The following is a 20,574-nucleotide window of genomic DNA, read 5'->3' on the forward strand; positions in this document are numbered from 1 at the left end:
TGGAAATAATTGGCTATAAAAATGTAATTCGGTCTGGTATTGATTTAGTTGATGGGACAGAAATTAAAATTTCTGAAATTGAAAGATCAGCCCTTATTGACCTCGTAGTAAATTTTATTTATTTTTTGGGCAATCTGTTGATTGTCAAATTTTTCCAAAATGGGGTTTCTATTCCTTATGCGTAGTTTTCTCTCTGATAGGTATTTGAGATAATACACGTAATCATCTACGGTTTTGGGTACAATAAAACAGTTGTCTACCTTCTCACAGATAAATCTAATGTCACCTACATCATTGGTAATTACTGGCAATGAATTTAAAATGGATTCTTTGATCACTTGAGGACTGCCTTCCATATGGCTACATAATAACATGACATCAGCAGCTTGCATTAGCTGTGTGATTTGTTCTCTATGATAGCCTTTAAGTTCTATGAAAATAACTTTATGAGGGCACTTCTCTGTAAAATGGTTGATTACCTTAAACGCAAATTCCGGATCCTTTTCCTTTCGGTCAAAACTTGAGGAAAACAGAATGATAAAATCATCATCTCCCCAGCCTTTTTCCTGCCGGGTCATTTTTCTGAAGTTCAGTTCTATTTGTGTGTCAATGCCGCAAGGAATTATGGAATAATTCTTATGGAAAAACTTAGACATCTTATGGGAAACAAGGATGTTATGCGCCGAATAATTGGCGGCAAACAAGGAGAAAATTCTCTCACTACCCTTATTGATGTCACTCCCATGAAAAGTGATAATCACCTTTACTTTTCCCAAGGCCAGTAATCTAGCAATTACCACAGCTATGGCAGACAAACCATAATGAACATGGATAATTTCTACTGAATGGTTTTTTACACTTCTATAAATGGAAAAGCTGGATTTGATATATCCTAAAAGTCCGCCCTTATTGATTAAATAATGTTCTATTTGATGACCATAGTGCTTGGAGAGAATATTGGCCTGTTCCTGTATAAAAGGGTGGGGGTTATTGGTTTTTGATCTACTTACATATAGGATTTTCATAGTTTTAAGAGACGATTCTAACTATTACTTTGGATGTATTCAGATTTATTGAAAACTGTCCTGCTGGTATTGTCCTTTTTTGAAAGGGCGATTTTACTGCCAATACATTCTTCATAAATCTTTATAAAACCTTTGCCCATTTTATCAATGGAAAAGTTTTTCTCGATGACTTTTCTTCCAAAATCACCAAACCTTTTACTCTTTTCTTTATTGTCAATAAGCTCGATTACCATTTTTGAAATTTCTTCTGCGGATTGATTAGTAATGAGATATCCATTCTTATTATTGAAAACCAATTCTTTGGTTCCTCCAGCATCATTTGCGATCACCGGTTTGGACAGGGCCATATATTCCAGCACGGAATTTGAAATTCCTTCTCCGTGCACTGAGGTATTAGAAAACAACATTCCAATATCACTGGCATTTACAAGGTCCTCAACATCTTCTATTCTCCCTGGATAAATGATTCTAGGATAATCAATGGACGCTTCAAGAATCTCTGAATAAAGCGGGTTTACAGAATAGTCATGTGCCCCAACACCAATAAAAGTGATATCTTCTCGTATGGAGGTAACTATTTTTGCAATTTCCAGAAATATCTTATGGTTTTTGTTGGCAGAAAAAGAAGCCGACATTATCACCAGATAGGGAGTATATACTTGGTATTTTGCCCTGACAGTATCTCTATCAGGAAGGTTGGTGAATCTACTGCAACTAACACCATTGTAAATGACTTTGCATTTATTTTTTGGAGGATTATATGCATCTATTCCTGCGTATGAATTGGAAAGGATCAGTTTCGAAAATTGGAAATTGATTTTATTGATCAGGTTATCCATAAAGGATATGGAACCTTTTGGAGGTGCTGAAGCAATTTGGCTATTGATCAATGGGATTTTCAAGCCAATTACTGCTGGTAAAGTATATAAAGTTTGTTTGGCTCCCCAAGTATGGATTACATCAGGTTTAAACTCTTTACACAACTGGTAGAACTTGGGAAGAATGTTTGGCTGAAATCCATTTCCTTCAGGATTCAGTATTTTAACTGGAATTCCCAATTCAAGGAATTGTGGAAAGTGAATTTTCTTGATAGTCATTACCAACATCAATTCAATATCGGTTTTGTTTTTCAAGAAAGTGAGAAGTTCCAATAATCGGCGTTCTTTTCCACCAGCCAGCAAACTGCCGATGTAAAACATTATACGGTTGTTGTTAGAATTTTTCATAGTGGTATGGTAGTCAGTTTTATAGATGTTTGGTTTAGCTTTAGAAAATCTAAGGTTTAGCCATTTAGTGACAGCTTTGTGGGGAGGTAAAGAATATTCGTTTGATAGTTTGACTATCCACTTCTGGTGGATTCCCTTAAGTAAAAAGGGAACGTCTTTGATATTAAGAATCTCAGCCATTCTTATTCTGTGGTTTCCTCCAGTTCCAAGGCATAATTTCCCCTTTCTTGTGATATGGATTCTTATTTCGTTGAGATCAGGGTTGCCTAATTGTTTTTGAGTGAGGTAACCTCTTTTTTTCATCGATTTGTAAGCTTTTTTTAGACGTTTAAAATATTGAGCTACATCCTCCTCGTTTTTGCAATTTTGGGCAAGACCAATTTCTCCATTTTTTATGAGATAGATCATATCCCTGTATTGTGGGGTTTTTTTATATTTTTTTTTGAAAAGAAATAATTTTCGAACAGTTTGGTGTACTTCCCATTTCTTCTCACGTTTTGAGACTTTTTTATGAATAGATGGTAATGGGTGAGTAATTTTTAAATCCCAATCATCCACATGGATCCATCTGCCATAAGGAGGGTATTCTAGGCTTGCCTGTATATTAATTTGGTCTATGGAGGTCCAATATATCGGAGGCCTTAATGGAGGCGGTAGCCACTTTGCCTGAATTTCAATGGGCAATTTTAGCCATACCGTAATTCTATAAATTAATGTAAAAGGGAAATGAATTATTGCCCATTTTGAATGTGCCAGAAACTTTTTTAAATACCTCACTTATATTTCCTAAGTCTTTATGAATGCGATAACAATCCTGTCAATTTGTTGGCGAGAACTTTATAGTTATGGTTTTCTGTGACATAGTTAATGGCGTTATCAGACATCCGTTTATATTTTTCAGGAGTGATTTCTGCTAGTTGGTTACTTAGTTTGTTGGCATCTTTATAAATTATACCCAGTTGATGGGTACTAATAATTTCGTCTGGGTTGACTTTCTCTGTTGTAAGTATGGGCGTACCTACAGTCATTGCCTCTAGAAAGGTATTGCTAAAGCCTTCATAGTGAGAAGTGTTCAAAAGGAATTTTGCTCCCTTTAGGAAAGGGAGTACACCTCCTCTATCGATAAAGCCCAAGAAGGTAACATTGGGCATCGTTCTTAATTTTTTTAAATATAAAAGGGTGGTATCATCGACTTTGGAGGATTCTTTCCCAGCAATACAGAAATGGTAATTATCAAGTTTGTTGGCTATTTCATAAAGCAACTTCAGGTTTTTTTGAGCCTGAAAGATTCCAAGCCACGCTATATACTCTCTTCCTTCTAACTTTGCTACTTTAGCCTTGTTAGTTTGAAAAAGAATTGGATTAGAGATTTTAAAGGATTTGACTTTAGGGTGTTTTTCTTTAATAGCGTTTAATTGGAAATCGTTTTGACAAAGTATCACATCTGTCATTCCCAATCCTTTATGCATAAAATACCCATGAATAGGTGAATGCATCTTATTAAACCTTTCATCCAAAAAGTAATCATTGGAAATTCTTGAGATAAATTTGATTCCTAATTGCCTACAAATAATTCCCATCAGGAAGCTAGTCCACCCAGGTACACTCTGGTATACATAATCAGGGTTGATCTTTTTTATTTTTTTATATAAATCCGGAAATCGGTAATAAATCCATCTTATCCAACGAATACCCTTTTTTTCGTCAAACGTAGAGATCAATTTGAGGTTTTTAGCCTCCAATTTCAATTCACCGCCTTTATTCAGGTCAGTCATAATAAAGACTTCATGTCCAGTCTCTTCTAAACCTTTTGCCCAACCAAAAGCCTGAACTGCAGCACCTCCGGAAGGTTTTTCATTTTTCAAAATGATGTTGATGATTTTTGAATCTAAGAACAAAAAGCGCATACCTTGATTATTTAATGTTCCCGACATAATTAGTTTGGCTAGTTTGGTAAAGTTGTTTCATGGGTGATTTCTTTTTTTTGTGATTTTCTTCTGACTTTTCCCATAGGTAACATAAGCACAAGGGTCATCATGAACATATTGTCCACCTGAGTGTATCTACCCGTAATTGTATAGACTCCAAATACCAACCCGCAAAAACAAACAATAAGGAAGTCAGTGCTTGATTTTACTCTCATTAAAGCTTGTACAAAAGCGGTGGCAATCATGGCCAGGTAAAGGAATACGCCTATTATACCTGTGGAATGAAAAATATTAGTCAGGTCGCCGTGCAGGGAGCGTTCTCCAAAGGCCCCCTTGCCGTAGTTTCCACGACTATCGAAGAGGCCATAACCCAGCCAAGGATCGTAATCATAAGTGACAAAAGTATCCTTGTAAAGCATTTCGTATTCGAAGAAGCGTTTTTCTTCAGCGAGCTCTCTTTCATCAAGCTTCCTGAGCTCAACTCGATGGATGAACTCCTCAATAAAATCGGTGCTAAAATATATGAAGGCTCCAGCAAATATGCTGAGTAAAATAAAACCAACTACCTTTTCGACTTTCCCCCTAAGGACCAAAATGATTAACATGGTGACGATAGACATGGCGCTTAGGCCCATTGCAGACCTCCTTAACGAAAGCATGATAAAACTCAGTGCAACAATGAATAGCAATAAATCTAAAGGTCTATTTTGACTGGTCAATCGGTAAACTGTCACAAAGAAGGCAAATGCAAGAATATTGAAAAAAGTGGTGTCCTGATTACCGAATAAAATACCACTTTTGATCCCATACATTTCTGTGGGGGCAAATCCACTTATTGTAGAAGCAAGGGCATTTAGTACAAATAATATCAATACAATTATAGCTGACCGATATAATTCCTTGAACAATTCTGGTCTAGAATATTTTTTATAAACCTCAACTGTCAAAGGAATAAAAATAAACAGGGAAATGACCGAAAACATATAGGGTCTAATAAAAACGAAATCGGTAGTTTTATGCAAAAGAAATATATATAGTATGCCGAGAATCAAGGCAAATGGGTTGTTCTTAAAGAAGGACGGATGATAGTGTATTACCTTACCTATTAGCAAAAGGTTTAAAAGATAATTTAAACTCGCTGGGGCTATAGGATCAATCATGAAATAGGCATAAAATACTACAGGCAGATAGAAAAGGATTTTATCGTCCTTGTATATCAGCAGATATATGGAAAAGCCATATATCGCAAACTCTATAATATGGAAGAACCAATTGATCATGATAAATCGCTAAGGATGGTTTTTACCTTTTCCACATTGTATTTAATAGAATTCCTACCATCTATTTTATAAATTTTAACCCCTTTTAGTTCAGTTTTTTTGATAAGCCGTTTTATAAGCTTACGCCATTTTATTGTTTCGATTTTGAGTTTTTCATCCTCAAGATCAATTTGGGAAGCAATCCTTTTAGACCGATTTTTTATTCTTTCTATGATAATATCAATGGGCTTAACATGGATCCATATCATGGCCTTGGGAAGTTGGATCAGGGATAGGTAATCATCCAAAACCGCATCTATTATTCTTTTTTCAGAATGGACTAAGAAGGATTTTTGTAAAAAACCTTCATCCATTACACAGGGGATTCCATTAGCATGGTCTTGGATAACTTGATAGCGGCAAAAATCCCTATAAAGAAAAAATGCAGACCTAAACCTTTGGCCTGGGTCAGCATTAGCCTCAAATTCAGTATTGGATAAATGCTTCCAGAAAAAATTACTCAGCTCCATATTGTCATGGGCAAATTGAATCCCTTTATTGGTCGGGAAGGATTGATGGTTTTTAATATTTAAAAGGCGCTTTAATAGATTAATGGATCTTTTGGTAACTCTTTCAGCTCTGCTTTTTCTTTGATCAATCAATGCCTCCAAATGAGTCCAATTTTGCTTGCTGTTCCAATCATTGCATAACTCTTTGAAAATAGATGATTTTCCTACTCCAGGTACACCTATTATTTGAACTATGTTGGGATGGGGGTTCATCTTTATTTATGAAAGATTGTTCCAGATTTCATTTTTTATATTTAATAGTACCTTGTCATAGGGCATGCTGGTGTCAATTTCTATGACCTTGGCATTTTTAAAGGAGATATTATCAAGCTTATCGCATTTCTGTTTGATCATTGCCGGGTTGTGAGATGATTTCCTTTGGATAGCTATTTCAGGACTTACCATTAATTTGAATATCATATCCGGCTCCATTTGTTCAATTTTTTTAAATAGCGACAATTCTTTTGTTGATTTTTCTGTAGGTACCCCATTTTGAAGTTGTGGGCCATCATGCATTCCATACACATTATTCTGAGGAAAGCGGTCACAAATAACCAAACTTCCACCTTCCCTTATTTTATTTGCCTGATGAAGCATGTCGATTTTCTTTTGGGGCAACATCAGGTAATAATAATCTCCCAATATTTTTCTTAGTTTTTTCGATAAAGTGCTTTTTGAATGGAGAAGATTGGAAAGGGAAAAAAGCACTTTATCATATGATTGTATAAAAGGGTATTTTCCCAAATAGAAATAATGTGTGTCCAACTTAAATGTGAGCCATTTTACAATGTCTTTACTTAAGGTACTTTTACCTGCACCATCACTTCCTATTAATGCTATTATTTTTCCTTCGGAATTGAGCTTCTTTTTAAATCTCATAGGAGAAAAGAAACGAAAAAAAAAAGAAGCTACTTTTAGGTAATAGGTATAGTAATAGGACTGTGCCAAGGAACTGATCCAGGATTTCCGGTAATGTGCTTTTACCTGTTTATAAAAATGTTTTGAAAGCCTAATTATCTCCTTTTGGTCACCTTCTAAACGTATTTTGTTTATTGTTTCCAAAAATCTCTCCGGCGTTTTAATTTGTAATTTTTCACAAGTTGAACTGAGTTTTTCATCCTCACATTGATGTAGTAGGCCAAGCAATTCTTCTAATCTTTTTTCAGGTACTTCAGGAGATTTGTTTAATCGTTTTTTTGGAGGCATTTTGGCCCAAACGCGAATGAAGAGTACTATTGATTCCAATTCAGGAATTGGAATTGGCCAACCTGAATTTTCGTCTATTTTCAAATGGGAAAAATACTCATCCAGCCAAGGCAGGTAAAGATGTTTGACATACTTTATACCTGTCACTATAGCATAATGAGTATGTAAATGAAGCAGATTCCCTGTTTCCTTATCAAAGCCCACCCAATCCTCTACATATGGGTATGCGTTCCATTTTGGGCTAATGGCCTTTTTGAACCGGAGTTTGTTCATTATTTTTTCAAAAGCTGGTTTGTCCTTGGGATCTACTAGGATTTCTATGTCAGATAGCCCTTCCAATGACTCCATTATATGCTGGTTCCCCTTCCAGTGTGCAAAGCGAATACCTTCTAGTTGCAAAGCTTCTAAAAGCAATTTTGACTGGTACGTAGGGATATTATCTGCCAAGATTAACTGAATTTTTTAAAGAACTTAATCTTTGAAATGATGTCCAAAACGACCTTTTTATTTTCACTGGAAACACCTATCCACCAGATTAAAAGTATACTGATGGGAAAGCTAATGATGATCATGAATACCAAGTAGTACCAACTGCTGATTTCAATCCATTGGCCCATATAACAAGCTAAGGAGAGTAGGAGTAGACTTGCGAGAATTGGTCTGAGAGACTTGAAGGTTAGCAAATTACTATGGTCATTTATTCTTTTTTTGATGACAATCGGATACCCAATTGTCAAAATCATCCTTCCCAAAATTATGCTTGCACAAAGGCCTAGAATGCTGAATTCTTTGACCAATAAAAAAGCCAAAAGAATTGAAATGGAGGCAGCAAGAAATGATAGTAAGACCTTGATTTCTAATTTTAAGGTCAGGTTAATGATATCACTATCCATTTGGAAGAATATATACTGTATGGCTATCACCAAAATCAGAAGGTTTTCTAAATTTCCTGCATAGTGCTCAGATCCCACCCAAAGGCTGATAAAGGATTGATTGAACAAAAGCACTAAGATTCCCAATGCACTTACCAATACCCAGTTAATCGTAATGATGGAATTTCTAGCACTCTGAACTTTTTCATATTCCCCTTTTCCAAATATGCCTCCAATCCCTGGAATGATGCCTGTTGTGATGGCAGAAACGATTCCTTTAATAGCAAATGAGGTGAACAAGGTCAGGGTGTATTTTGTGACAAAAACAGGTCCGATTAAGTATCCAAGTACAATTTTATCACTGTTATTGAGCATCATCTTGGTAACCATTAAGCCCATGAACCAGCCACTAAGTTTACCATAGGATTTTACCTTGGTTTTATTTGTCTTGCCAAAACCAAACCAAGGAACACTTTTTTTTACTATATAATAATAAGAAATGCCCAAAACCAGCGCGACAAAAACCTGAACGGACGCCAGGCCAATTAATCCAAATCCCATGGTAATTACTAAGACCTTCATCACTCCACCAACGGCAATAATACCTGCCCTTAGTCCCATTCGTTTAAAACCTAGGTTCATTCCTCTGAGGGAGGCTTCGAAAATATCAAATACCTTATGGACTACTAGGGTTAGGATTAATAATGAACATGTTATTCTAATCAGGTTGGAATAACTTTCATCCATATTGATAACGCTTGGAGCATACCAAATGACAATGCTTCCAACAATTAGCACTATGGGTAATATTAAAAGGGTAATTACAAATGCTGAGGTAACCTCACTTCTCAGGTCTTCATCTGAAGCTACGTCCCTTTTTTTAGAAACCGACCATTTTAATACTTGTGTAGCCCTGGTATCTGCTATGCCCGCATAACCTGTCATTTGGGTCAACATTTGCCAAATACCATATAAACTACTACCCAGGCCACTTACTATAAAGGGATTGACTACAAAACCAATGATCTGAACACCTACATGATCTATTATCTCGGTTAGAGAATTTAGGTAGGCATACTGTTTAAGGTTTTCCTTTGATTTCTTCGTAGTTGTAGTCTTGCTAATCACTTTATTATGTTTTGATATAGGAAAAGACGATTTATTAAAGACCTTATTTTCAGAGTCCATGGATTGTTTTAACTGGCTGATAATTAATATCTTTAGCTTTAATAAGAAGGTAGGTACAGCTTCGCCCGGTCAGTCCCAATGGTTGGTAACTTACAGGAAATGAACGTTTTGAGAGTTTTTTGTGAGCGGAATAAACTGTTTCTGATCTAACTGTTACCTTTATAAACCAACATTTCTGCTGGTCCTACCAATTAGCCTCTCAAATAGACTCCGTTTTCGATCTTCCTTATAATATCCATAGCCATATCCTCCATAGGTCAATTCCTTGCCTGAAACATCATTGATTACTGCGTAGAGATGTGGCTGGCCAAGTTTTCTTTTCAGTTTGTTGATTTCACTGATAAAAGAAATCTTACTGTAATTGTACCTTATCATGAACAAGGTTAAATCAACCAATTGAAGTATTTCTAGGGTTTCACTGACTAGTCCCAAAGGAGGAGTGTCCAGGATTACTACATCATATTTGGCTTGGAGTTCTCTAATTAAATTCTCAAAATGACTACTTACTAATAGTTCAGAAGGATTAGGAGGTATTGGTCCAGCCACAAGTATATCAAGATCTTTATATTTGGTGGTTTGAATGACGCTAGAAAGGTCACTGTTTTGCATGCTCAAATATGTACTTAGGCCTATATCATTTTTCAGTTCAAAATCCCCAAATATTTTGGGCTTGCGCATGTCACAACCGACCAGTATTGTCTTTTTGTTGTTTAATGAAAAGGTTGAGGCCAAGTTAATGGCACAGAAGGTTTTTCCTTCTCCACTTATGCTTGAAGTAAGGGCAATGGTTACTCTTTTTTCTTTGGGGCTTATGAAATGAATGTTGGTTTTAAGGGACCTAAATGATTCCGTTATTGCAGATTGAGGTTCGTTTAAAACAACTAGGTTGGATTTGTACTTGTTTCTACCTATTTGAGTAAGAACAGGTACGTTTAGCTTTTTCTCTACCTCATTAAGGTCCCTAATATTTTGATTAAACATATATGCCAGTGTAATTATGCTGAAAGGGATTACGATCCCGGCAATTAAGGCTATTATATAATTGGTCAAATAGGGTAGGGTAATTGGCGTTGAACCTGGACCTGCATATTCCACTATTTTGTTTGTAGTGGTGTTTGAGGCAAGAGAGATGGCTGATTCTGCCCTTCTTTGCAATAAGAAGGTGTAAATGCTCTCATTGATGGCGAATTGACGCTGAATTCTCAAAAGGTTTTGCTCTGTATATGGAAGTTTACTGAAATCAGACTCCATCTTTCTTATCCTGCTTTGTAGATCTGCAATTGCCTGATCAGTAGTTTTTCCAGCATTTTGTATGACTTCCCGGATGGATGAAGTGAGGTCCTTAATCTTTTTATTGACCTCTTTGACAGATGGGGATGCTTCCTTAAGGTAAACCATCAATCTAGACTTATCTGATTGTAGTTTGATTAAGTTGTCAATAAGCGTATTTAAAATAGGGTCATCAATACCCAGACCAGAAGGCATAACTATTTCATTATAATCTTCCTTGCTCAAGTAATCTTGTAGATTTTGATAATATTCCTTTTTGTATTGATGTTGGGCCAGCTCACTTTCCAAATTGGAGATTCTGTCAAACATAGAATTTCCCTCTGAACCAATATTGTAGGTTTTATGACTGCTTCTATAGTTTTGAAGTCTGTTCTCTATAAAACCCAAGGAGTCTGACACACCAGCTATCTGATTGTCAATGAAATCAACTGTATTGCTAGCCAATTTGTTTTTTTCCAATAGTTCATGCTCCAGATAAATTTCCATCAACTGGTTAAGGTAATCGATACCCTTTTGGGCATTTTTGGTGATGAGGGAAAGCCCCAAAATAGTTGAGTTGGGGTCCATTGGAAAAATCTGAAGGTTTTCTCCCGTATACTGTGCAACCAGACTATTTTGTGACCTGATTTTTATGAGATATTCTCCAGAAGGAGTTTTATATTTTTCATTTAGGGAAACCTTAATGCGCAAATCATCCACCTCCAACCATTCTCCAAAAGGAAACGCCTTCATCCTTAAAAAGGGCTTCGGGATCTCAACGGTCCTGCCAGTTTCTGGAGAATACCTATTATATAAATCCTCAGGGAGATCTAAAACATAGCTTGTTGGACTTTCCCAGGTGATATTGATTATTGTTTCAGTTAGCTGGGGGTGTTTCCAGTCCACTTCCACCTCAATGGGAGCCGACTTATAAACTTCTATGGGAATTTGTAAATCTGTACTATAGTATTCAACATCAAAATCCAATCTTTCCAGTGCTCCTCGAGCCATAGGTTTGGATTTCATCGTAATAGACTCATTGGACATTTGATCACCGGAATATCTTTTTCCTGTAGCTAATCCTGTTAGATCCAGAATACCCGCATTTGGATTGTCCTCTTTGATTAAAAACTTACTTTCTACTTTGTATTGGGGTGTTACAAATTTGTTGGCAATAAATGCAGCAGCCAAGGCTACAATTATTGACAGTAAAAAATATGGCCAAAATTTAAAATAACGGAGCAAATAGTCCTTCGCATTAAATGACTGGACCTCTGCTTCCTCTAAATAGTCCTCTGATGTATTTTTAGGGATAAGTTTCATGACTGTTGTATTTTTTGCCCCTTGCCAGATAGAAGAATGTATTAAATGTTTCCCTTTTGGTTTTTAGGGTATTTGGAGTTTGGACTTTTATATACTTTCGATTCAAACATGGTTTTGCTTAGGATTTCAAATTGTCGCATTCCTACAGAATCAATGGTTTAATTTAATTTTTTGATCTTAAATATCCTATTTTTGTACATTAAAAAATGAATTATAAATACATAAAAAGGTAAAATATATTGAAAAAATATGTTTTTACCCTAATAGCGACCTAAGCAGTTTTATTTATAGGATATTTAGTTAGGAATGCGTCAAGTGGACTAAAATTATGAGGTAGAATCATTGCCATAATTTTAATTTGAAAGCCCACTATACTTGTTCAATATTATCTTTTTCCATAGTGATTTGTTGAAGTGTTGAATGCCAAAGTTCTTTGTTCATATTAATGAATTGGTCAATTAAATTTTCCCTTTTTGAAAACTCACTTTGGCTCCAGTTTTCTATTAATGAAATCAGTTTATGATTAAATTCCTGCTGGTTGTCCTTTTCCAGTCGGATGCAATATTCGGGTATTCCAATTCGAGAAAAGAGGTCTCTACCCTTGCTTCTTGGTGTTGGATTTTTATTGTACCGTTCTACATTAATTACCAGGGTGTTTGAAAGCTTCATGGCAAAGATGGAACTATGAAACCTGTCTGTAATAAGTATATCTATTTTGCTAAATAAGTTGATATGGTCAATTACAAAATCCTCGTAAATATGAAGACTTTTTCTTCTGTCAATAAACTGGTATTGATCGGAGTGCTCCTTTAATAGGTTAGTAATGTCTTGAATTATTTTGTCGTCTGTGATTTCAATAAGGACCACTTTTTTCTTCAGTTTGCTGCTTTTGTTGGTCTTTAGTTTGATGTCCTTTTCAAAATCATATAGGAATGTTGGATCAGATATCTTATCGAGATCTTCCACTCCAATTTCCTTGAGTAGGTCATAGGTGACACTATCCCTCACCAAGACTTTTTTATAGTCATTTAACAAGCTGCCTAATACATCTTTTTTGTTTAGAAACTCTGATTCATGAGTGAGAGGGTCTACTGAGGCAGAAATGGAAACTTTTTTAGCCTTTATTTCGCCAGGAAGGAAATATATATGAGGTAGTACATTCCCCAATTTTTCTGAATGCATCCAGACAGTATCACTGCCTGTGAAGATATAGTCATATGCCTGGTCATTGATATATTGGATTTGCTTATTCAAATCTTCATGTTCGCAAAGTTTTGAAACGGCAAGGTGTTTATTCACGAACTTCCTAATTGAATTATACTTGGCGAATTTTCGGTATCTGAAAAATGGAGGTTTAACACTGAAAAATCCTCTTTCAACTTTCTCCCTGTTGGCTGGGATTAAGTTGATGATTTCCACTTTTGCCCCTGGAAATCCCTTTATTAGCAAATTAAAGACACAAAATGCTTGTATCACAGACCCAGGGTTTATGGAGTAATGGAAGGTTAAAATGCCGATTTTCATAATCAATTGGTTTTTAAAGAATAATAATATCCGTCCCAGCTTCCGATATATATATCACCGGATTGATTGATGACCGGAACAGACAATATCTTATTGTTTTCAAATTGCCAGATGATTTCAAGGTCCTGATTTAATTTGATCAGTCGTCCACTACTTGTGCCATCCTTGGTAGAAAGCAAAAGGTTGTTTTCACCATCAAGAGTGGGGGTGATCCAAAGGCCCCTGCTGACATTATTAATTTGTTTACTTTTTATTATTTCTCCTTTCGAAGTATTTACCTTATAGATATATCCCTGGAGATCACAGAAAAATATGGTGGATCCATCTCTGGAAACGGCACAGGAGCCTCTTATTGCACCTGTAGATATTTCCCATTTGATGTTCCCTTGTGAATCAAGAGCGCATACCAGGCCTTTACTTTCTCCTTTAGCAAAGAAGAAGTAGACTTGCTTTTTGATATGGCACACAACAGGATTGCCCCAGGGCTCCCAGAAAAGTTTTATTTTCTTTTTCCAGTTGAGTTTCCCTTCCTTGGTGAAGCAATGGGCATATCCTCTTCTTGACGCACAATAGATATGGTTATCTTCGTCTATGGCAACTCCTGAAAGCTGGTACCTTGGAAATCCTAAATCATATTGCCAAAGGGTTTTTCCTTGGGCATCCAAGCAGTGCAGTCCTGTACCAAATCCAGTTATGAAAATTCTTCCATCTGTGTAGTTGGGGGAGCTCCAGGATTTATAGACTATGTTTTTCTTCTTTTTAATATCATAGGTAAATGGGAAATGTATTAGGGAGTTTACTTTCTTGCTGTTTTTAAGCCGTCCCTTTTGAATAGAGAGGTTTTTTTGCCACAATAATTCTCCGTTTAAGTTGATGCAATAGAAATACCCATCTCCTCCAGCAAAATACACCTTGTCTTCCAGTAGAAGGGGGGAGGAATATATTTTTTCTTTTGTCAGAAAGGACCATCTGATATTTCCATCCTTATCAAGGGAGTAAAAATTTCCACTGTGTGATCCAAAATATAAGTTTCCATCCTTATCTGTTACTGCTGTGGATTCTGCTCCATATATGGGATTGGTATTCAAAAACCTTTTCCAATTAACAACAGGAGTTTTATTTCCTGTGATAAAATCTTGCTGCGCATTTCTGTATTTATTGAAAAGAAACATATCAATAATTGTTAAATCAGTTGGCGTTGGAATAAGGCTATTTACTGGACTTAATTATCAACTCTGGTTTAATTAGGTTTATATGAGTTAGGTATATATCCCTTTTTTTGAGAATCAATTGGTGGCAGTGTAAACCAGTAGGCCTACAGTGACAAGGCTAACCAATAATTGGAAGGTTTGGATTAATGTAGCTCCCGTGCCCAATTCTCGTACTTTCATAGGTTCCACATAAATAAGGTCGTTTGGCTTAAGGAAGTAAAACTCAGATTCCATAATGTCCTTGTTATTAAGGTTGATGGTATGGTTTTTTGATCCCTCAGGGTATTGTCTTATTAAATGTACTTGGTCTCTATTGGCATAAATGGTTAGGTCTCCAGCATTGGCAATAGCTTCAAATATGGTAACTCGGTTTTGTAAAAGGGTGTATTTTCCAGGTCTCAGAAATTCCCCCAAGGCACTGTACCTTATTCCTCCCAACCTAACACGTACAAAAAACTCATTAGCTACAATGTATTCTCTTAGCTTTTCCTCAATAAGCAGCTTAGCCTCTTTGGTGGTGAGCCCAACCAGGGAAATCTCTCCAATCAATGGAAGTTCGACCATGCCATTATCATCAATAGAATAACCTTGTAGGAAAAATACATCCCCACCACTCATAAGTCCACCACTGGCCATTCTACTAGTTGTAAGGGCATTTGGATCACTAAAAATCATATTTATTTCTGGACTCGTGGTTCTTATGGAAATATCCACCACGTCATTGTACAATAAATAGTAATCTTCAACTTTATGTACTACTTGTTCCCCTTGTCTCGAAACGAATTCCTCCTTGCCTTCATCTTGCAGATAGATTACCTTCTTATTGGATATGCAGCTGAATACACAAATTGAGAACAAAGTAATTAGCACTAATATTTTTATAGGTTTCATGCTTTAATATTTCAAAATGATCAATTAGGTAAAAAGTGAAAAGTTTGATAATCAGATAAATGAAAGATTAAATATAGACTATAAAAATCTATTTACCCATTTAAAACCATAAAAAATGAATTGTAAATACAAAAAAAAGTTTTTTAAAACTAAAACATGTAAAAAATAGCTTGTATTGTAATAGGCGGTAAATTATTATAGCCCCATATTTCCTTCAAAAGAATTAAGTTAGGATTAGCTGGTGGCTGAAAATTTCTTTCTTACTTTTGTGAAGTTAAATTTGAAATGTTCTAAAATGTCCCGACCTGATTTTGATGATATTTTTATGGAGTTGGCCGTTAACTTGGCCAAAAGGTCCCATTGTATAAAAAAACATGTGGGAGCAGTGTTGACAAAGGAGACTAGGATTATTTCGATAGGTTATAATGGGCCTCCTTCAGGTACACATAATTGCGATGAGGAATTTCCAAAAGAAGGTTGTAGCAGAGACAGTAAGGGAAGCTGTTCCCTGGCTTTACATGCAGAACAAAACGCCATTCTTTATGCTGTTAAAAACAATGCATCAGTAGAGGGATCAACCCTGTATGTTACCCTTGCACCTTGCCTTGCCTGTGCAAGGATCATTTATTCGATGGGCGTAGCCAAGGTTATCTATATGTATTCTTATGCAGATTATAAAGGACTGCCTTCAGATGAAGGAGTGGATTTCTTAAGGAAATTTGGTGTTAAGGCGGAACAATATGAGAAAGAGATAAGCTTTGAAGATAATTTGATTTAAATAAAATTAACTTCTGGGCTTAGTAAAATATTGAATTTCGCCTGAATATCCTTTTGAATTTTCTCTGCAAGGGCCTTTATAGTTTCACCATCTCCATTTCCATAGTTGACCAAGACTAGTGGTTGCTTCTTATGTACGCCTATGTGGCCGAAGGTTTTGCCTTTCCAACCTGATTTTTCTATCAACCAAGCAGCAGGTACCTTAACTCCGGTTTCCTGAGAGTATCCAGGAATGTCCGAATATTGCTTTTTTAATTCTTCATATTGCTCAAGGGCAATTGTTGGGTTTTTAAAGAAACTGCCGGCATTTCCAATTTCTTTAGGATTAGGAAGTTTACTTTCTCTTATTGAAATTATAGCATCACTTACAGCCTTTATGCTTAATTGATCTTCTTTGATGCCCATTTCCTTTAAGGTTTCATGGATAGCTCCATAACTAATATTGAAAACAGGTTTTTTTGAAAGCTTAAAGGTTACATGAGTAATTACATAATTGTCCTTCTCCTTATTTTTAAAAATACTTTCTCTGTAACCAAAATTGCATTTTTGCTGATCAAATAATTCTGATTTTAAGGTGTTTCTGTTAATCGCCTCCAAATGATCAAATACTGCCTTGATTTCTACCCCATAGGCACCAATATTTTGCATGGGAGACGCCCCTACAGTGCCAGGGATCAATGAAAGGTTTTCCACGCCTGCCCATTGATTTTGAATGGCTTTTAACACAAATTCATGCCAGATTTCCCCAGCACCCACTCTTACCCAGATATGCTCATCATTTTCTTTAGTGACTTCAATTCCATTAATATCGATTTTGACCACTAAGGCAAAAACATCTTTGGTGATCAAGATATTGCTACCTCCTCCCAAGATAAATAAGGGGAGGTTTTTATACCTTGAAAATTCAATGGCTTCTATTAATTCTGCCTTGGATTTTACCTTGGTGAAAAACCGGGCTTTTTTATCAATTTGAAAAGTATTATATGGTTTTAAAGAAATGTTTTCTTGTATCTTCATAGGAGATTATTGGTTGAAGTAGCTGTGGCTTTCTTTTTAGAATTATAACGCCCACAATTATTCTTCTGCGAATTAAGTAAGATTTTAAGCAATAAGAAAGTGATCTGCTTCAGGAAAATGAATTAAAGCAATTTATGAAAGAAATGGTAATTAATGGGGTCCGAATAAGACCTGGTCAATCCATCAATATTGAAATAGCCATTGCCAGGCTACCTACTCACACATTGATTGATCTGCCTGTTTTTATAGACAGGGCCAAGGATGATGGCCCAACAGTTTTGATAAGCGGCGGAGTACATGGTGATGAAATGAACGGGATAGTGACTGTAAAAAGGATGCTAGAGGAAGGACTTTTTAAGCCAAAGAGAGGCACCATAATTTATATTCCGCTGGTTAATGTCTATGGGTTTTTGAGTAATAGTAGGACTTTTCCAGATGGGCGTGACTTAAATAGAAGTTTTCCAGGGAGTAATAAAGGATCTTTGGCATCACAGATTGCGTATATACTCACGAACCAAATCATCCCAAATATTGATTTTGGTATTGATATGCATACTGGTGGAAGAATGCTTTCCAATTATCCCCAAGTAAGGGTGGATTTTAAGGATACCAAAGGGTTGGAACTGGCAAAGGTATTTGGAGCTAAGTTTATTATCAATTCAAATCACATTGATAAATCATTTAGAAAAGAGGCATTTAAACTTAAAAAGCATATTTTAGTTTATGAGGGGGGAGAATCAATGAGATTGGATGATCTTGCCATTGATGAAGCTATTTTGGGAACGAAAAGGGTGCTTGCTCACTTGGGAATGATCGATAGGGAAATAGATCAAGGAGAGTATATTTTGATGAAAGAGAGTTCTTGGACAAGAGCAAAAATGTCCGGAATATTTACACCTATTGCCAAGGCAGGAGAAGCAGTGAAGAAGGGGCAGGTGTTGGCTAAAATATCCGATCCATATGGACAGGTTAAGGTGTCGGTAAAAAGCGGGTCAAATGGTTATATAGTTGGGGTAAATAATTCCCCGGTAGTAAATGCTGGAGATGCTATTTTCCATATCGGTAAGGGATTGTAAGGCATGTTGCAGAAAAGGTTAAACAAAAGCAATAGATATTAATTTTGGAATAGCTCAATCATGACTTTTGAAAAATACAAACAAGTACGGGATTTAACCATACAGTTATGTTCGCATTTGGAGACAGAGGATTTTGTGGTTCAGGCCTCAGACCATGTGAGCCCCACTAAATGGCATTTAGCGCATACTTCTTGGTTTTTTGAAACCTTTGTTCTCAAAAAGTATTTGGCAGAGTATAAGGAGTTCCATCCTGATTTTAGTTATTTTTTTAATAGTTATTATAATGCCGTGGGTGAGCGTACGGCTAGAAATCAAAGAGGTTTAATGACCAGGCCAAGTGTGGAAGATGTTTTTGATTATAGGGATTATATTGACGAACGAATGCAGCTTTTACTGGGTAGACAGTTGAATGAGGAAATTGAGCAAGCAATCGTACTAGGGCTGAATCATGAACAACAGCACCAGGAATTGTTAATTACAGATTTGAAGTACAATCTGTGGTTGAATCCATTGTATCCTGCTGTTCTAAACATAAGGGAGTATTCGGCTCAAAAAAGCCGGGGATGGCAAAAGATCAATGAGGGCTTATATTCCATAGGATTTGAAGGGGAGGGATTTTGTTATGATAATGAACAGGGAAGGCATCAGGTTTTTTTAGAGGAATTTTCCATTTCAACCAATCTGGTGACTAATGGTGAGTACCTTGAATTTATTAAAAAAGGTGGATATCAAAATCATGAGTTTTGGCTGTCAGATGGCTGGGCCTGGGTCACTGAAAACCAGCTTTCACTTCCCTTATATTGGAAAGAAATACAGGGAAAATATAAATGCTATACCTTGGATGGATTAAAAGACTTGGACTTTAATGCACCAGTTACTCATGTGTCCTTTTATGAAGCTGCTGCTTATGTAGAATGGGCTGGTTATCGGTTGCCAACTGAGGCAGAGTGGGAGGTTGCTTCAGAGAAGCTAAATTGGGGCGACAGATGGGAATGGACCAATTCGGCCTATTTGCCATATCCAAGATATCAAAAAGCAGCTGGAGCCATTGGAGAGTACAATGGTAAATTTATGGTCAATCAAATGGTGCTTAGAGGAGCTTCGGTGGCTACTTCTGCAGGGCATTCAAGAAAGACATACAGGAATTTTTTCCACCCGCAGTATAGGTGGCAGTTTACAGGAATAAGACCTTGTCAAAAATAATTATCAAAAAATGGAATTTATTTTAAATAAGGAAAGTGAATTTGCGCTGGATGTTCAATCTGGCTTAAGTGCCCCAAACAAATATTTGTCCTCCAAGTATTTTTATGACCACAGGGGAGATATGCTCTTCCAGCAAATTATGCAACTCCCGGAATATTATCTCACCAGAACCGAGTTTTCGATTTTAAACCATTTCCATCCCTCCATTTTAAGCCCAATTTTAGATTTAAGCCAATCATTTAATCTGGTAGAAATGGGAGCTGGGGATGGCCTGAAAACAAAAATCCTGATTGAATATTTGCAGGCCCAAAATGCAGATTATACTTACTATCCCATCGATATTTCAGGAAATGCTCTGAGCCACTTGAAGGAAAGCTTGGAAAACAAGTTTGACGGGATTCAGATTCGACCGATAGAAAATGTTTATAGAAAAGCCTTGAAGGAAAAACTTTGGAATAATGATCGTCCTACTCTCCTGCTCTTTTTAGGCGCTAATATCGGTAATTTCGTTCTTGAGGAAGCTAAAGAAATATTGCAATTACTAGGAAAGGCATTGTCAATAGGTGATTATGCATTGATAGGGTTTGATCTCAAAAAAGATCCAGAGTTGATTCTAGGAGCTTATGATGATAGCCAAGGAGTCACAAGGGATTTTAACCTCAATGTCTTGAACAGGATAAACAAGGAATTAGGAGGGAATTTTGACCTGAGTAAATTTAAACATTGGCCAGTTTATAATCCTGTCAGCGGGGAATGTAGAAGTTATTTGGTTAGTTTGACTGACCAAGAAGTTCAGCTTGAAGCTTTGGCGGAAACTTTTCACTTTAAAAAGGCTGAGGCTATTCATACTGAGGTGTCCAAAAAATACGATAAGGATGAATTGAGTACTCTTGCGGAAGAAAGTGGCTTCGAAATCCTTAATAATTTTCAGGATGATCATGAATTTTTCACTGATAGCTTGTGGAGAAAAAGGTGAAATTCAATTTTGAATTTGAAATGATTACCTTCGG

Annotated in this window: 16 protein-coding genes; 4 read left to right on the forward strand and 12 right to left on the reverse strand. The window is 36.3% G+C overall.

What is annotated here, in order from left to right; all coding sequences use genetic code 11:
* Positions 1–86: 86 nt before the first annotated feature.
* The 11 genes from KMW37_RS05570 to KMW37_RS05620 all read right to left on the reverse strand — a co-directional run bounded on the left by KMW37_RS05570 (position 87) and on the right by KMW37_RS05620 (position 15,491).
* Complete coding sequence (locus tag KMW37_RS05570; protein WP_215223624.1) at positions 87–1,025, reverse strand: glycosyltransferase; 939 nt, start codon at positions 1,023–1,025, stop codon at positions 87–89.
* A gap of 17 nt (positions 1,026–1,042) precedes the next feature.
* Positions 1,043–2,554 carry a glycosyltransferase gene (locus KMW37_RS05575; protein WP_246581353.1) on the reverse strand — a complete coding sequence of 504 codons (1,512 nt, stop codon included), beginning with the start codon at positions 2,552–2,554 and terminating at the stop codon, positions 1,043–1,045.
* Between the two features lie 491 nt (positions 2,555–3,045).
* Complete coding sequence (locus KMW37_RS05580) at positions 3,046–4,185, reverse strand: glycosyltransferase family 4 protein (protein WP_246581354.1); 1,140 nt, start codon at positions 4,183–4,185, stop codon at positions 3,046–3,048.
* Between the two features lie 11 nt (positions 4,186–4,196).
* Entirely contained in the window at positions 4,197–5,459 is a 1,263-nt protein-coding gene (locus KMW37_RS05585; RefSeq protein WP_215223625.1) for an O-antigen ligase family protein, read from the reverse strand.
* A complete protein-coding gene (locus KMW37_RS05590) occupies positions 5,456–6,220 on the reverse strand; it encodes a hypothetical protein (RefSeq protein WP_215223626.1) in 765 nt (254 codons plus the stop codon). The genes KMW37_RS05585 and KMW37_RS05590 overlap by 4 nt, the downstream gene beginning before the upstream one ends.
* A gap of 6 nt (positions 6,221–6,226) precedes the next feature.
* On the reverse strand, positions 6,227–7,660 hold the full coding sequence (locus tag KMW37_RS05595; protein ID WP_215223627.1) for a nucleoside/nucleotide kinase family protein: 1,434 nt from the start codon (positions 7,658–7,660) through the stop codon (positions 6,227–6,229).
* 2 nt (positions 7,661–7,662) lie between these two features.
* Positions 7,663–9,213 (reverse strand): lipopolysaccharide biosynthesis protein, encoded by a 1,551-nt coding sequence (locus KMW37_RS05600; protein ID WP_317195553.1) that lies wholly within the window; start codon positions 9,211–9,213, stop codon positions 7,663–7,665.
* Positions 9,214–9,432: 219 nt separating this feature from the next.
* Positions 9,433–11,865 (reverse strand): GumC family protein, encoded by a 2,433-nt coding sequence (locus KMW37_RS05605; protein WP_215223629.1) that lies wholly within the window; start codon positions 11,863–11,865, stop codon positions 9,433–9,435.
* A gap of 369 nt (positions 11,866–12,234) precedes the next feature.
* Positions 12,235–13,389 carry a polysaccharide pyruvyl transferase family protein gene (locus KMW37_RS05610; protein ID WP_215223630.1) on the reverse strand — a complete coding sequence of 385 codons (1,155 nt, stop codon included), beginning with the start codon at positions 13,387–13,389 and terminating at the stop codon, positions 12,235–12,237.
* A gap of 2 nt (positions 13,390–13,391) precedes the next feature.
* On the reverse strand, positions 13,392–14,561 hold the full coding sequence (locus KMW37_RS05615) for an outer membrane protein assembly factor BamB family protein (protein ID WP_215223631.1): 1,170 nt from the start codon (positions 14,559–14,561) through the stop codon (positions 13,392–13,394).
* A gap of 114 nt (positions 14,562–14,675) precedes the next feature.
* Positions 14,676–15,491, reverse strand: coding sequence for a polysaccharide biosynthesis/export family protein (locus KMW37_RS05620; RefSeq protein ID WP_215223632.1), 816 nt, complete (start codon positions 15,489–15,491; stop codon positions 14,676–14,678).
* Positions 15,492–15,786: 295 nt separating this feature from the next.
* On the opposite strand from KMW37_RS05620, the gene KMW37_RS05625 reads away from it, so the two are divergent.
* Positions 15,787–16,269: a deoxycytidylate deaminase gene (locus tag KMW37_RS05625; RefSeq protein WP_215223633.1), complete on the forward strand. Its 483-nt coding sequence runs from the start codon at positions 15,787–15,789 to the stop codon at positions 16,267–16,269.
* Here the strand turns inward: KMW37_RS05625 and murB are convergent.
* The gene (gene murB, locus KMW37_RS05630) at positions 16,266–17,285 is read right to left on the reverse strand and encodes a UDP-N-acetylmuramate dehydrogenase (RefSeq protein WP_215223634.1); all 1,020 of its coding nucleotides are present in this window, start codon (positions 17,283–17,285) and stop codon (positions 16,266–16,268) included. The two genes, KMW37_RS05625 and murB, sit on opposite strands and share 4 nt — an antisense overlap.
* Before the next feature lie 134 nt (positions 17,286–17,419).
* On the opposite strand from murB, the gene KMW37_RS05635 reads away from it, so the two are divergent.
* The 3 genes from KMW37_RS05635 to egtD are packed head-to-tail and all read left to right on the forward strand — an operon-like array spanning position 17,420 to position 20,540.
* Positions 17,420–18,361, forward strand: a complete 942-nt coding sequence (locus KMW37_RS05635; protein WP_215223635.1) for a succinylglutamate desuccinylase/aspartoacylase family protein — start codon at positions 17,420–17,422, stop codon at positions 18,359–18,361.
* Positions 18,362–18,421: 60 nt separating this feature from the next.
* A complete protein-coding gene (gene egtB / locus KMW37_RS05640; RefSeq protein ID WP_215223636.1) occupies positions 18,422–19,564 on the forward strand; it encodes an ergothioneine biosynthesis protein EgtB in 1,143 nt (380 codons plus the stop codon).
* Between the two features lie 10 nt (positions 19,565–19,574).
* Positions 19,575–20,540 carry an L-histidine N(alpha)-methyltransferase gene (gene egtD, locus KMW37_RS05645; protein ID WP_215223637.1) on the forward strand — a complete coding sequence of 322 codons (966 nt, stop codon included), beginning with the start codon at positions 19,575–19,577 and terminating at the stop codon, positions 20,538–20,540.
* Positions 20,541–20,574 lie beyond the last annotated feature (34 nt).

The sequence above is a fragment of the Echinicola shivajiensis genome, assembly GCF_018642165.1.
In the GTDB taxonomy this organism is placed as follows: Bacteria; Bacteroidota; Bacteroidia; order Cytophagales; family Cyclobacteriaceae; genus Echinicola; species Echinicola shivajiensis.